Genomic DNA, 12,987 nt, shown 5'->3' with positions numbered 1-12,987 from the left:
ACTCAGCTCATCCAGTTGCCGCCGTCGATGTTGTAGGTCTGGGCGACGATGTAGTCGGCGTCCTCGCTGGCGAGGAAGGTGGCGAGGCCGCCGATCTCGTCCGGCCGGGCCATGCGGCCGAACGGCACCGACTTGCCGACCACCCGCTTCTTCTCGCCGAGCGGCAGATTCTCGTATTTGGCGAACATCGCGTCGACGTGCGCCCAGTGCTCGTTGTCGACCACGCCCGGCGCGATGGCGTTGACGTTGATGCCATGCTTGATCAGGTCGAGCCCGGCGCTCTGGGTCAGGCTGATCACCGCGGCCTTTGACGAGCAGTAGATGGCGACCAGCGCTTCGCCGCGCCGCCCGGCCTGCGAGGCGAAGTTGATGATCTTGCCGCCGTGGCCCTGCGCGATCATCTGTTTCGCCGCCGCCTGCAGCATGAACAAGAGGCCCTCGACATTGACCGCGTAGACGCGGCGGTAGCTTTCGCGGGTGATCTCGACGATCGGCGCGAGGTCGAACAGCCCGGCGTTGTTGACGAGGATGTCCAGGCGGCCGAAATGCGCCACCGTCGCGGCGATGGTGGCGTCGATCGACTCCTGCCGGGTGATGTCGAACTCGAGGCCGAGGGCGTTGGGCCCGAGCGCGGCCGCGGCCGCCTTCGCGCCGTCCTCGTTGATGTCGGCGATGACCACCTTGGCGCCTTCCGCGACGTAGCGATCCGCGATCGCCCGGCCGATGCCGCGCGCTGCGCCGGTGATGATGGCGACTTTGTCGGTGATCTTCATTGTTATCTCCTCGATACGCTATGGATCCGTCCACGCGGCCGCCTCGGCCCGCGCCGTTGCGACGCCCGCGCCGCCGTTCGTCCGGTCAGGGCGGCGTGATCGTTCCGTCGGGGTCCCAGAGGTCTTCCCAGCTCTGGCCGTCCTTCCACAGGAACACCTGCCCCTTGATTAGCCGGCAATTGCGGTCGACGCCGGCGATTGCGCGCATCTCGTCGTCGCTCAGCGGGTCTTCGGCGGCGGCGCGCAGGTTGGCGGCGTAGTTGCGCGGGTTGACCGAGAACGGGATCGGCGTCTGGCCGCGCTGGACCGCCCATTTGACGCACACCGCCGCCGGATGGACGCCGTGCGCCTCGGCGATGGCGAGGATGACCGGATCCTCGAGCGGCGAGGTGTCCTCGGGCGTGCGGTCGCGCTCCGGGCGCCCGGGCGAACCGAGCGGGCAATAGCCGATCGGCGCGATCCCGTTGGCGACGACGAAGTCGAACAGCGCCGGCTGCTGGAAGTGGGGGTGAAGCTCCATCTCGTTCGCCGCCGGCTTGATCCGCGCGTCCCGCAGCAGCAGCGCGAGCTTGGGCACGGTCATGTTGGAGGCGCCGATGTGACGGACGAGCCCCTGGTCGACCAGCGCCTCCATCGCACGCCAGGTCTTCATGTACTCGGCGTGGATGTAGGGCTTGGCGTCCGGGCTGCGCGCGCTCACGTCGCAGCCCGGCGGGTGGAAGTTCGGGAACGGCCAGTGGACGAGGTAGAGATCGAGATAGTCGAGGCGCAGGTCGGCGAGCGAGGCCCGGCAGGACGCGATCACGGCGTCCGGCGCGTGCCTGTCGTTCCACACTTTGGAGGTGATCCAGAGCTCCTCGCGCGCGACGCCGCCGCGCATGATCGCCTCCAGCGATGCGCCGACGGCGGCCTCGTTGCCGTAGACCGAGGCGCAGTCGACATGCCGGTAGCCGATCTCGACCGCCCCCCGGACCGCCGCGGCGACGTCGGCGGCCGAGACGGAGTCGGAGCCGAAGGTTCCGAGCCCGATCGCGGGCATGGTCGCGCCGGTGTAGAGCCGTCTTTGCGGGATCGACGCCGGATCGATCGGGCTCTGTCCTGTCTCTGTGACGACGCTCATGTCGGGCCTCCGGCTCTGGCGCTCAGCGCTTCCGCGTGCGCAAGGTGTCGAAATAGACGACGATGATGATCAGGAAGCCGGTGATGATCCGCTGCCAGAACGGGTTCAGATTCAAGAGGTTCGCGCCGTTGTTGATCGTCGTCAGGATGAACGAGCCGATCAGCGGCCCGTGCACCGAGCCGACCGCGCCGAACAGGCTCGTGCCGCCGATCACCGACGAAGCGATCGCCTGAAGCTCCCAGCCTTCGGCCTGGGTCGGGTTGCCGATGCCGATCCGCATGGCCAGCAGGATGCCGACGAAGGCGGCGCAGAACGACGAGACGACGTAGGCGAGATAGGTGATCGCGGCGACGTTGACGCCGGAGAGGCGGGCGGCCTCCTTGTTCGAGCCGATCGCGAACAAATAGCGGCCCCAGCGGCTCTGGTCGAGCAGGATGTAGGCGGGGATCGCCACCACGATCACCATCCAGAACAGCATCGGGATCTGGAACCACGTCCCGTCCGTCCATGGGAATCCGAGGAAGCTCGCGCGCGAGAAGCCGGTGAAGGCGGTGTTGGTGATCGAGATCGTCGCGCCGTTGGTGATCAGGAGGCCGATGCCGCGCAGCGCGTACATCGTGGCAAGCGTCATGATGAAGGGGGGCAGGCCCATCTGCACCACGCCGAAGGCGTGGAACAGGCCGATGACGACGCCGATGGCGAGCGAGATCGTGATCGCGCCGGCGATGGTCGAGGCGACGCCGAGATCGTGGGTCAGGAGCCACGCCACCGCCATCGAGACGAAGCCGGCGACCGCCCCGACCGAAAGGTCGATGCCGCCGGTGATGATGGCGAAGGTCTCGCCGATCGCCAGGATCGCGATCATCGCGCCCTGGCGCAACAGGTTCGACATGTTGTTCGACGTCCAGAAGGTCGTCGTCTCGAGCGAGAGCGCGAGCCACATCACGAGCAGGAGGCCGAGCAGGGTCAGCCCGAGCAGCAGGTCCAGCCGGCGCCCGCGCTGGCCTTCCGAGGCGGTGGTGGTCTGGTCTGTCATGGCTTTTCTCGATGCCCCCCGCGGCTTAAACGCCGATCGCTTCGGTCAGGATGGTTTCGTGGGTCGCGTCCTTGTGGCCGTGGGTCGCCACCAGCCGGCCCGCCCGGAAGACGTGCAGGGTGTCGGCGAGTTCGTAGACCTCCGGCAGATAGGACGAAATCATGATGATGCCCGCGCCCTGTCTCAGCAGCGATCCGAGCAGCCGGTAGATCTCCGCCTTGGTGCCGACGTCGACGCCGACCGTCGGCTCGTCGAAGATGAAGAGCTTGGCGCCGTGATTGAGCCACTTGCCGATCACGACCTTCTGCTGGTTTCCGCCCGAGAGGCTCGAGACCGGAGCGGCGCGCGAGGCCGTCTTGATCTGCACGTCGCGGATCTGCTTGTCGGCCGAGACCGCTTCGCGCGTGAGATTGATCAGCGGGCCGATGCTCAGGCGCTTGAAGATCGGCAGGTTGATGTTGAGGCCGACGCCGAGGTTGAGGCAGAGCCCCTGGTCGCGCCGGCTCTCCGGCGACAGCGCGATGCCGAGGTCCATCGCCCGCCGCTCGCTGCGGATCGAGACCGGCTCGCCGCGCCACACGATGCGTCCGCCGGTCGCGGGCCGGCGGCCGAACACGCTCTGGACGAACTCGCTGCGACCGGCGCCGACGAGGCCGTAGAGACCGACGATCTCGCCCTCTCGAACCGTGACGGAAACGTCGCGGAAACCGGGGCCGGTGAGGGCCTCGGTGGTCAGGATCGTGGCGCCGATCGGAACCGTGTCCTTGATGTAGATCTGCTCGATCTTGCGGTTGATCATCAGCGCGATCAGGTCGGCTTCGTTCGTCTCGGCGACCTTGCGGGTCCCCACCAACGCGCCGTCGCGCAGCACCGACACCCGGTCGCACAGCTCGAACACCTCCTCGAGGCGATGGCTGATGTAGACGATGGTGACGCCGCGCTGCTTGAGGCGGCGGATCAGCTTGAAGAGGGCGGCGGCCTCCTGCCGGGTGAGATAGGCGGTCGGCTCGTCGAAGATCAGAAATTTCGCGCCGCGCCGCTCGGCGCGCGCGGTCGCCACCAGTTGCTGCTGGCCGATGGTGAGGGAGGAGAGCACGGCGCCCGCGGGCAGGGTGAAGCCGAGTTCGTCGAGAAGCTTCTGCGCGTCGCGCGTCATGCGCCGCTTGTCGAGCAGGCCCGCGCGCATCTCCTCGTCGCCCAGGAAGATGTTGGCCGCGACCGTCAGGTGCGGGCAGAGCACCACCTCCTGGTGGACGGCGTTGATGCCGAGGCGGATCGATTCGTGCGGGCTCGCGAGCGGCACCGACTTGCCCTGCCAGGCGATGTCGCCCGAGGTGCGGGGATGGACGGCGGTCAGGACCTTGATCAGGGTCGACTTGCCGGCGCCGTTCTCGCCGACGATGGCGTGGATCTCGCCTTCCTCGAAGGCCAGGTCGACGGACTTCAGTGCGTGCGTGCCGCTGAAGCGCTTGTCGAGCTTGTCGAGGACCAGGATGGGCGGCCGCGGGGAGCCGGCGACGGCCTCGGGGGATGTCATGTCTGGCGTCCGGACTTCGATCGGGTGGGGCTTCGGGGCGGACTGGCGCGCCGGCCGTCGCCGGCCGGCGCGCCCGCCGTCAGATCACTTCGGCGGAAAGAGGAGCTTGTGCTCCTTGTCGTTGTCCATGTTCGCCTTGGTGACGAGGTTGGCGCCGGTGTCGACGTTGGCCGGCAGCTTCTCGCCCTTGGAGGCGGCGAGCCCGCTCTTCACCCCGTCGTAGCCCATGCGATAGGGGTCCTGCAGCAGCAGGCCGGCGATCGTGCCGTCCTTGAGATAGCCGACCAGCTTGTCGTCGGCGTCGAAGCAGACGAGCTTGATGGCGTCTCCCTTCTTGTTCTCCGCGATCGCCTGGCTCGCGCCCTCGCACTGGATGAGATTGTCGGCGAACACGCCGCGCAGGTCGGGAATGGCGGTGATGAGGTCGGTCATGATGTTGAGGCCGGTGGTGGCGTTGCCGTCCGAGACCTTGTCGGCGACGAGCTGAAGGCCCGGATACTTCTCGGCGAGCTCTTCCTTGTAGCCCTTGTTGCGCGCTTCCAGCGAGCCGACGCCGGGCAGGTGGGTGATCAGCGCGACCTTGCCCTCGGCCTTGCCGTACTTGGCCTTGATCGCCTCCGCCATGCCGTCGGCGGCGATGCGGCCGCCCTTCTCGTTGTCGGTGGTCAGGAACGAGGTGAAGGCTTTCGAATCGGCCGACGAGTCGATGCCGATGATCGGCACGCTCTTGGCGGCTTCGTCGATCGGCGCGCCGAGCGCCTTGAACTGGGTCGGGGCGATGACGACGGCGGCCGGCTTGCCGGCGACCGCGTTCTCGAGCACGGTGATCTGGCCGTTGATGTCGGATTCCGACTGGGCGCCGAGCTCCGGCACGTTGACGTTGAGGTCCTTGGCGGCCTGACGGGCGCCGGCGAACACGATTTGCCAATATGGAGATGTCGTATCCTTGACGATGACCGGAATCGTCGGCTTGTCTGCGGCGTGAGCCGGCAGGCTCAGTGCGGCCGCCGAGAGCAACGCGGCGGCGATCAGTGACGTCTTCATGGTTGTTCTCCTTTGGAGCGCCAGCGGCGCTGTCTTTTGCCGCGATCCCGTTTCCTCGCCGTCCCTGTTCAGCCCTTCCATGCGGCGGCTGAAATTTGGTTCTTCCACGACGACCCCAAGGCGCCGGTTGACCGCGTTCATGCGCCCATCCGCTGTTCGGACTTCTTCATGCGCAAATATCTATTGTAACAGGGGATCAAAAATGTCAATCCTACGTTTCAGAATTTTTTTACGAACGTAAAGGTGTGGGACGAGAATGAACGGCCCGGATCCACCCCGCGTCCGAACGATGGAAGATTTCTCTGCGGCGAGCGGCATTTCGCGGCCGACGCTGTCGCGCTATTTCAACGATCCGCAGAGCGTGCGCCAGGCGTCGCGGGTCAAGATCGAAGACGCGATGGAGCGCTTCGGCTACCGGCCCAATCTGTTCGCCCTGAACTTCAATCGCCGCAATCCGAAGACGCTCGGGATCGTGGTGCCGTCGCTGACCGATCCGTTCTATGCCAGTCTCGTGCAGCGGATCGAGCGGCAGGCGCTGTCGGCGGGCTATTGGACGATCGTTCAGAACAGCCAGGGCGACCCGGACCTCGAGGCGGTGTCGGTGGCGACCCTGATGTCGCTGAAGCTCGCCGGGGTGATCGCGATTCCGCTCGGCCATTCCTCGCGCGAAAGTCTCTACCGGCAGATGGTCGGCGACATGCCGGTCGTTTTCCTCGACGCGCGGTCGGATGCGGAAGGGACGTTCGTCGGCACCGACAACCGGCAAAGCATTGGCCTGATGGTCGACTACCTGCTCCGGTCGGGACCGCCTCCGAGCTACTTCGACATGCCGGACGTCAACCAGAACGCGCGCGAACGGCGCGAGGCCTACGAGGCGGCGATGCTGGAGCGCGGCGCCGAGCCGAAAATCATTTCCGTTCCGACGCACGACTGGGATTTCGAGCGGATCGCCTTCGACGAGGCGCATCGCCTGTTCGAGACCGGCGAGCCCATCGGCGAGACGATCCTGTGCGCCAACGATCGGATCGCCTTCGGCGTCATGGCCGCGGCGTGCCAGGCGGGCGTGCGGCTCGGCAGGGCCGCGGGCCTGCGGGTCGCGGGGCACGACGACCATCCGCTGAGCCAGTACGCCTGTCCGTCGTTGACGACGGTCGCGCAGGACGTGGAGCGCCTGGCGACGATCAGCCTCGAATCCCTGATGCAGGGCGTGGCCGACGGCGCAAACCTCAGCTCGACCCGGCTGATCGAGGCCAGGCTGATCATGCGCGCTTCGGCCTAATTAGGGCGAGGCCCGCCCGTCGCGCCCGCTCAGCCGGCGGCTGGCCCGGCGACGAGTCCGCCGTCCTCCTTCTCGCCGCTCGCCACGATCCGCAGCGCCGCGTCCGGCAAGGGCCGCTGCAGTGCGAGCGCCTTCGCCGGGTCGGCCATCAGCCAGAGGCGGATCTCCTCCGGCGTCGTCAGGATCACCGGCATGGCCTTCGGGTGGATCGGCGCGACGACCGCGTTGGCGTCGGTGGTCAGGAACCCGAACAGCTCGTGCTCGCCCTCGACCGGCGCGCTCTTGGGCCCGCGCGCGCCGCGCCAGGGCGTCCAGATCCCGGCGAAGGCGAACAGCGGCCGCTGCTCGTCGAGCGCGAACCACTTCGGCGTCTTGCGCGGCTTGGTGTCCGCGTATTCGCAGAACGATGTCGCCGGCACGACGCAGCGGCTCGCCTGACCGAGCCATCGCCGCCAGTGCGGGCTCTTGACGTTGCGGATGTTGGTGATCGGCGCGCCGCCGAACTGCGGCGGCCCCGGCATGCCCCAGCGCGCCATGACGAGTTCGCGCCCGCCGTCGGCGCCGACGCGCACGATCGGCGCCATCTGGTCGGGGAAGATCGCCGGCAGCGGCGGAAGGTTGCCCGTGCGGTCGTGCTCGACCGCAAAGAGATCCCGGATCGCCGACTGGCCCTTGGTGACGCTGTAGAGATTGCACATCCGCCGACTATTGCGCCCGCCCGGGCCTTCGGCAAAGGGGCGCGCCCGGCGTTGTCCACGGGTCTTCCGACCCGTTGCGGGAACGAAGTCCGAAAGCCGATGTTGAGCAGCCGGCCCCCGATCGAGTTCCCGTCATGTCGCGCAGTGTCAAGCGTCCGGCGCCCGAGGCGATGCGGCGCGCAAGCGAGGACGAAGCGCCGCTTCCCGACTGGATCGCGCCTCAACTCTGCCAGCTCGTCGACGCGGCGCCGTCGGGGCCGCAGTGGCTGCACGAGATCAAGCTCGACGGATACCGCATGGCCGCGCGCATGGAGGGCGGCCGGGCGCGCTTGCTGACCCGGACCGGCCTCGACTGGAGCGAGAAATATCCGGGCGTCGTGGCCGCCCTCGCCCGTGTCGGGGCGAAGCGCGCCTATCTCGACGGCGAATTGTGCGGGATCGGCGCCGACGGCTTGCCGAGCTTTTCGCAGACCCAGGCGGCGAGCGACGGCGCGCGCGGCGTGTCGCTCGTGTATTACGCCTTCGATTGCCTGCACCTCGACGGCCGGGACACCGCCGGCCTGCCGCTCGTCGAGCGCAAGGCGCTGTTGGCGCCGCTGGTCGCCGACGTCGCCGGCCTTCAGTTCAACGGGCACGAGACCGGCGACGGCGAGCTCATCCGCAAGCACGCCGGCGCGCTCGGGTTCGAGGGCGTCGTCTCCAAGACCGTCGACGCGCCCTATGCGCCCGGCAATCGCGGTCTCTGGCGCAAGTCGAAGTGTCTCAATCGCCAGGAATTCGTGATCGTGGGCTGGACCGATCCGGAAGGGTCGAGACCTTGCCTCGGCGCGCTGCTGCTCGGCTTTTTCACCGAAGAGGGCCGGCTCGCCTACGCCGGCCGCGTCGGCGCCGGCATGCCGGACACAGTCCTCGCCGATCTGCGCCGCCGCCTGGAGCCGCTGGCGCGCACGATCTCGCCCCTGAGCGCGCCGCCGCCGCGCAAGACTCGTTTCGGCTCGCCGCTCGTGCTCTCGCGCGTGCACTGGGTCGAGCCGCAACTCGTTGCCGAGGTCACCTATCTGACCTGGACCGGGGATGGGCTCTTGCGCCAAACGGTCTTTGTCGGGCTGCGCGCCGACAAGCCCGCGCGAGACGTCGGGCGCGATTCCTAGCGCGCACTGCCCGGGACCGCCGCCCGTGCGGCCGTCCCGGGGCCGGAAGTCGAAGTCGTCAGAGCGGGCTATGCCCCGCCGCCGTCGCCGGGTTCAGGGGCGGCGCGCCGGTCGAGCGCGCCAGGAACTGTTCGGTCACCGCCTCGATCCGGCTGTCGAGCCATGCCGCCATCGCCTGCTCCTCGGCGCAGGACTGGCGCAGGGGACCGACGGCCTCGGTCGCGCCCGCCCGCCCGGCGAGGTCGATCAGCGACTTGTAGGCGGCGATCTCGTAGTTCTCGAACGCGACGCTGGCGAAGGCGTTCTTGAGAACCTCGTCGCTCGCCGGCATGTGCGCCGCCGCGGCGAGATTGCCGACGAAGGCCATCGCCGTGTCCTTGAAGGTCGACGTCGTCTCGTCGATCGACCGCAGCAGGATCTCGAGGCGTTCCTGCTGGGTCCTGGTCTCGTGGAGGTGCTCCTGCATCCGGGCCTGCAAATCCGGGTACGCGTCGAGGCGTTCGATCTGGCGCTTGAGCAATTCCTCGGCCTGGGTCTCCATCGCGTGGGCGTTGCGGAGCCCGGTCGCGTAGAGCGAGGCGATGGTCTCCGTGGCGTCGGTGCGATCCGTCATGCGTCCAACTCCGTTGCTGTCGGCGGCGGCGCCGCCGGTCGCCGGACCAACCGGCTCTGTCGGTCTTTGTTCCGCCTGCGCCCGGGGCCCCGGACGGGCCGTCGGAACGCCTGCACCGCCCTTCGGGCGCCTCGCGACGACGGCGGCGAGGAGGTCCGCGCGGGGACCGCGGCGCAGGATTGTTGACGACCGCCGCGGCGCCGTGGCGCGCGGCGCCTTGGCGCATTTCCTTAACGGGTTCAGCGGAGTATCCCATTCCTCGCAGGGTTCGCGAGACAGGGTCGGCCAGGTCTCCGACCCCGGCGTAGCGCTCTTGGCGCGATGGAGCGATCGATGCAGTACCGGGTGCAATTTCTCGACCGTCTGGACAACGTCATTCGCGAAGTGCGCGCCGACGGCAAGAGCGCCGGCTTCCCGCTCCTGGCGCCGCCGCCGCTGCACGCCGCCCGCGTGCGCGTGATCTATCCGTCCGGCTACGTTTCGATTTCGCCGATCTCGCCGACCGCCGCCTGAACGCCCGGCGGACCGATGGGGCGCGTCACGTCGACTTCGGGGTTCGTGAAGGGCCGGACAGACGCATCCGCTAAGGGTGGTCGGCCGGGGCGCGCAGGACGAGCCCCTCGTCCGCCCGCAGGCGGATCGCCGCGCGAGGCGGGGCGGGATCGTCGAGCCGGGTCGACAGCAGCACGTCGCAAGCCGAGGCGCCGACCGGCAGCGACGTCGCCCGCCCGGTCAGGTTGAGCGCGACGACCACGCGCTCGCCGCCGAGCCGGCGTTCGTAGACGAGCGCGGCGCCGGTCGCGGCCAGCAGTCTGACGTCGCCGAGCGACAGCGCCGCGCTGGCGCGGCGGAGCCGGATCAGCGCCCGGTAGAGCGACAGCATCGATCGCGGATCGCCGGCCTCAGCGGCGACGTTGCGCGTCGCGGCGTCAGCGGCGAGGGGAAGCCAGGGCCGCCCCGAGGTGAAGCCGCCGTTCGGTTCGCCGCTCCAGGGCATCGGCGTGCGCACGGGATCGCGCCCGAGACCGAATCCCGGGAGGTTTTTCTCGTACGGGTCCTGCACCAGGTCCGGCGGAATCGGCGTGTCCAGCATGCCGATCTCCTCGCCCTGATAGATCGTCGGCGTGCCTCGCAGCGTGAGCAGCAACATCGCCGCGACCCGCGCCTGCGCCGGGCCGATCCGGCTCGCGACGCGCGACCGGTCGTGGTTGCCGAGCACCCAGTTCGGCCACGCGCCCGCCGGCAGCGCCGCCTCGTAGGTCTCGATCAGGGCCGCGAGCGCCGCGGGCTTCCAGTCGGTCGAGATCAGGTGGAAGTTGAAAGGCAGGTGGAAGCCGGTCAGGTCCGCGCCGTAATAGGCCATCAGCCGGTCGATCGGCAGATAGGCCTCGCCGATCATGACGCGATCCGGGTAGGCGTCGGCGATCTGCCGCATCGCCTGGATCGAGGCGTGCACGCCCGGCTGATCGATCGTGCGGGTTTGCAGCCAGCGATCGTTCGGCGGCATGCCCGGCCGCCAGTCGGGATTGGGCGGGTTGTCGCGGCCCTCTTCGTCCTCGTGCAGGTGGTGGATGGCGTCGACCCGGAATCCGTCGACGCCGCGATCGAACCAGAAGCGCAGCACGTCGGTCATCGCCGCCTCGACCTCGGGATTGCGCCAGTCGAGGTCGGGCTGCTCCGTGAGATACGCGTGGTAATAGGATTGGCCGGTCGCCGCGTCGAAGGTCCAGGCCGGGCCGCCGAATTCGCTCTGCCAGTTGTTGGGCGGGGAGCCGTCGGGCTTGGGGTCGCGCCAGACGTACCAGCCCCGCTTGGGCGCGCTTTTCGAGGCGCGGCTCTCCTGAAACCAGGGATGCTGGTCGGAGGTGTGATTCGGCACGAAGTCGAGGATGACCCTGAGGCCGCGAGCGTGCGCGGCCTCGAGCAGCGCGTCGAAATCGGCGAGCGTGCCGAACAGCGGATCGATGGCGCAATAGTCGCTGACGTCATAGCCGAAGTCGCGCATCGGCGAGGGGAAGATCGGCGAGATCCAGACCGCGTCGACGCCGAGGCGCACGAGGTGGTCGAGCCGCTGCGCAATCCCGGCGAGATCGCCGACGCCGTCGCCGTCCGAATCCTGGAACGACCGCGGATAGACCTGGTAGATCACTGCGCTTCGCCACCAGGCGATTTCTGTCATGGTCGCTCCGGCTTCGGGCTCGGACGGGCCCGGGCGTCCCGAGCCGTTCGAAAGCGGGGGGCAGGCCGAGGTTAGCGGAACGCTCGCCGTTCACCAAGCCGGCTCGGCGCTCGCCGCGCGGAAGCGACGGGATCACGCCGGCGATTCCTCCGGACTGAGCTCCTCGAGGCTGCGCCCCTTCGTCTCCGGCAGCAGCGTCAGCGTCACGAGCGCGCCGAACACGCTGACCGCGGCGGCCGCGGCTTCCGCGGCGATCAGGCCGCCCCACGCCATCAGGATCGGGAACAGGAACACGCCGAAGAAGCCGCCGAGCTTGCCGGCGGCGGCGGCGACGCCGTGCCCGGTGGTGCGCGCCCGGACGGGGAAGATCTCCGCGGGATAGACGAACGTGGTCGAGTTCGGCCCGAACTCGGTGAAGAAGTAGCTGACGCCGTAGATGATCAGGAACGGCAGCACGAGGTGCTCGACGTCGGGGATGAGCGCAATCGCCCCGAAGGTGATCGCCATCATGACGAAGCCGACGATCTGGATCGACTTGCGGCCGATTCTGTCCATCGTCGCCGCGGCGAGGAGATAGCCCGGCGCGGCGGCGACGGCGAAGATCGCGAGCTGGGTCAGGGTGTGATTGAGCAGGCTCTTGTCCGGGCTGATCGCCGCCAGCACCATCGGGCTCGACACCGTGTTGCCGTAGTAGGCGAAGTCCATGAAAGCCCAGGCGAGACTGGCGCCGACCAGCCGGCTGAGAAACACCGGGTTGCGCGTCAGGGTGGCGAAGCCGCTCCAGAACGGCTCCCGACCCCTCGGCGCCGGCCCGGCCGCGGCGCCTTCGGGCCTCCGCCCCTCGACCTGCCCCAGCACGTGCGCGGCGGCTTCGCCGAACGCCTCGTGCTGTCCGGTGGCGAGAAGGTAGCGCGGCGTCTCGGCCATCTGGCGGCGCAACTGGAACACCGCCATCGCCGGAATCGCGCCGAAGGCGAGCAGCAGCCGCCAGATCGTGTCGTGGGAAAGATGCGTCGTCAGCAGCCCGGCCGCGAGCAGCGGCCCGAGCACGAGGCCCGCCGCCTGCATGGTGAAGACGAGCGTCACCATCATGCCGCGCGTCTTGCGGCTCGCGTATTCGCTCATGATGGTGGAGCTCACCGGATAATCGCCGCCGATGCCGAGGCCGAGGATGATGCGAAACACGATCAGCCACCAGATGCTCGGCGACAGCGCCGAGGCGACCGAGCCGATCGCCAGCACCAGGACCTCGTATCCATAGATCCGCTTGCGCCCGAGCATGTCGGCGATGCGGCCGAACAACACCGCGCCGACCGCCGACGCGATCAGCGCCGTGGACGCGACCAGGCCTTCCTCGGTCGGCGTGATCGACCACTGCTCCTTCAGGAGCGCCATCACGACGCCGATGATGAACAGGTCGTAGGCGTCGGTGAGGAAGCCCATGCCCGAGATGAACATGATCTTCCAGTGCAGGCGGTTGAGCTTCGCCTCGTCCATGCGGTCGAGGACGCTCGAACCGGCGGATGTGGTGACGGCCATGGCGCGATCCGGGTTGAA

12 protein-coding genes are annotated in these 12,987 nt (G+C 68.6%); 3 read left to right on the top strand and 9 right to left on the bottom strand.

Going from position 1 to position 12,987, the window contains the following annotated elements; genetic code table 11:
• Positions 1 to 2: 2 nt before the first annotated feature.
• The 5 genes from DFR50_RS02560 to DFR50_RS02540 form a co-directional block, all read right to left on the bottom strand.
• On the bottom strand, positions 3 to 773 hold the full coding sequence (locus DFR50_RS02560) for an L-iditol 2-dehydrogenase (protein WP_113887619.1): 771 nt from the start codon (positions 771 to 773) through the stop codon (positions 3 to 5).
• Positions 774 to 858: 85 nt separating this feature from the next.
• Positions 859 to 1,893, bottom strand: coding sequence for an aldo/keto reductase (locus DFR50_RS02555; RefSeq protein WP_210208784.1), 1,035 nt, complete (start codon positions 1,891 to 1,893; stop codon positions 859 to 861).
• Positions 1,894 to 1,915: 22 nt separating this feature from the next.
• Positions 1,916 to 2,929 (bottom strand): ABC transporter permease, encoded by a 1,014-nt coding sequence (locus DFR50_RS02550; RefSeq protein WP_113887618.1) that lies wholly within the window; start codon positions 2,927 to 2,929, stop codon positions 1,916 to 1,918.
• 25 nt (positions 2,930 to 2,954) lie between these two features.
• Complete coding sequence (locus tag DFR50_RS02545; RefSeq protein ID WP_113887617.1) at positions 2,955 to 4,466, bottom strand: sugar ABC transporter ATP-binding protein; 1,512 nt, start codon at positions 4,464 to 4,466, stop codon at positions 2,955 to 2,957.
• A gap of 84 nt (positions 4,467 to 4,550) precedes the next feature.
• A complete protein-coding gene (locus tag DFR50_RS02540) occupies positions 4,551 to 5,510 on the bottom strand; it encodes an ABC transporter substrate-binding protein (RefSeq protein ID WP_113887748.1) in 960 nt (319 codons plus the stop codon).
• A 289-nt stretch (positions 5,511 to 5,799) separates the two neighbouring features.
• Here DFR50_RS02540 and DFR50_RS02535 point away from each other — a divergent pair, with 289 nt between their 5' ends.
• Positions 5,800 to 6,789, top strand: a complete 990-nt coding sequence (locus DFR50_RS02535) for a LacI family DNA-binding transcriptional regulator (RefSeq protein WP_113887616.1) — start codon at positions 5,800 to 5,802, stop codon at positions 6,787 to 6,789.
• Between the two features lie 29 nt (positions 6,790 to 6,818).
• On the opposite strand, the gene DFR50_RS02530 is transcribed toward DFR50_RS02535, so the two are convergent.
• A complete protein-coding gene (locus tag DFR50_RS02530; protein WP_113887615.1) occupies positions 6,819 to 7,487 on the bottom strand; it encodes an SOS response-associated peptidase in 669 nt (222 codons plus the stop codon).
• Between the two features lie 134 nt (positions 7,488 to 7,621).
• On the opposite strand from DFR50_RS02530, the gene ligD reads away from it, so the two are divergent.
• Positions 7,622 to 8,638, top strand: a complete 1,017-nt coding sequence (gene ligD / locus DFR50_RS02525; protein WP_113887614.1) for a non-homologous end-joining DNA ligase — start codon at positions 7,622 to 7,624, stop codon at positions 8,636 to 8,638.
• 58 nt (positions 8,639 to 8,696) lie between these two features.
• On the opposite strand, the gene DFR50_RS02520 is transcribed toward ligD, so the two are convergent.
• Positions 8,697 to 9,251 carry a ferritin-like domain-containing protein gene (locus DFR50_RS02520; RefSeq protein WP_113887613.1) on the bottom strand — a complete coding sequence of 185 codons (555 nt, stop codon included), beginning with the start codon at positions 9,249 to 9,251 and terminating at the stop codon, positions 8,697 to 8,699.
• A gap of 333 nt (positions 9,252 to 9,584) precedes the next feature.
• Here DFR50_RS02520 and DFR50_RS02515 point away from each other — a divergent pair, with 333 nt between their 5' ends.
• The gene (locus tag DFR50_RS02515) at positions 9,585 to 9,764 is read left to right on the top strand and encodes a hypothetical protein (protein ID WP_113887612.1); all 180 of its coding nucleotides are present in this window, start codon (positions 9,585 to 9,587) and stop codon (positions 9,762 to 9,764) included.
• A 70-nt stretch (positions 9,765 to 9,834) separates the two neighbouring features.
• Here the strand turns inward: DFR50_RS02515 and DFR50_RS02510 are convergent, their stop codons facing one another.
• Together DFR50_RS02510 and DFR50_RS02505 are read right to left on the bottom strand one after the other, a co-directional pair.
• A complete protein-coding gene (locus tag DFR50_RS02510) occupies positions 9,835 to 11,430 on the bottom strand; it encodes an alpha-amylase family glycosyl hydrolase (RefSeq protein WP_113887611.1) in 1,596 nt (531 codons plus the stop codon).
• 132 nt (positions 11,431 to 11,562) lie between these two features.
• Entirely contained in the window at positions 11,563 to 12,969 is a 1,407-nt protein-coding gene (locus DFR50_RS02505) for an MFS transporter (RefSeq protein WP_113887610.1), read from the bottom strand.
• Positions 12,970 to 12,987 lie beyond the last annotated feature (18 nt).

The sequence above is a fragment of the Roseiarcus fermentans genome, from assembly GCF_003315135.1.
Lineage (GTDB): Bacteria > Pseudomonadota > Alphaproteobacteria > Rhizobiales > Beijerinckiaceae > Roseiarcus > Roseiarcus fermentans.
Note: the sequence above shows the minus strand (reverse complement) of the source record. Positions and strands in the feature narration are given on the sequence as shown.

What these genes read in the sequence shown, in the direction of transcription:
- DFR50_RS02550 (WP_113887618.1), bottom strand. Translation starts at nt 2,929, where the DNA reads ATGACAGACCAGACCACCACCGCCTCGGAAGGCCAGCGCGGGCGCCGG.
- DFR50_RS02520 (WP_113887613.1), bottom strand. Translation starts at nt 9,251, where the DNA reads ATGACGGATCGCACCGACGCCACGGAGACCATCGCCTCGCTCTACGCG.
- ligD (WP_113887614.1), top strand. Translation starts at nt 7,622, where the DNA reads ATGTCGCGCAGTGTCAAGCGTCCGGCGCCCGAGGCGATGCGGCGCGCA.
- DFR50_RS02515 (WP_113887612.1), top strand. Translation starts at nt 9,585, where the DNA reads ATGCAGTACCGGGTGCAATTTCTCGACCGTCTGGACAACGTCATTCGC.
- DFR50_RS02540 (WP_113887748.1), bottom strand. Translation starts at nt 5,510, where the DNA reads ATGAAGACGTCACTGATCGCCGCCGCGTTGCTCTCGGCGGCCGCACTG.
- DFR50_RS02555 (WP_210208784.1), bottom strand. Translation starts at nt 1,893, where the DNA reads ATGAGCGTCGTCACAGAGACAGGACAGAGCCCGATCGATCCGGCGTCG.
- DFR50_RS02510 (WP_113887611.1), bottom strand. Translation starts at nt 11,430, where the DNA reads ATGACAGAAATCGCCTGGTGGCGAAGCGCAGTGATCTACCAGGTCTAT.
- DFR50_RS02560 (WP_113887619.1), bottom strand. Translation starts at nt 773, where the DNA reads ATGAAGATCACCGACAAAGTCGCCATCATCACCGGCGCAGCGCGCGGC.
- DFR50_RS02545 (WP_113887617.1), bottom strand. Translation starts at nt 4,466, where the DNA reads ATGACATCCCCCGAGGCCGTCGCCGGCTCCCCGCGGCCGCCCATCCTG.
- DFR50_RS02505 (WP_113887610.1), bottom strand. Translation starts at nt 12,969, where the DNA reads ATGGCCGTCACCACATCCGCCGGTTCGAGCGTCCTCGACCGCATGGAC.
- DFR50_RS02530 (WP_113887615.1), bottom strand. Translation starts at nt 7,487, where the DNA reads ATGTGCAATCTCTACAGCGTCACCAAGGGCCAGTCGGCGATCCGGGAT.
- DFR50_RS02535 (WP_113887616.1), top strand. Translation starts at nt 5,800, where the DNA reads ATGGAAGATTTCTCTGCGGCGAGCGGCATTTCGCGGCCGACGCTGTCG.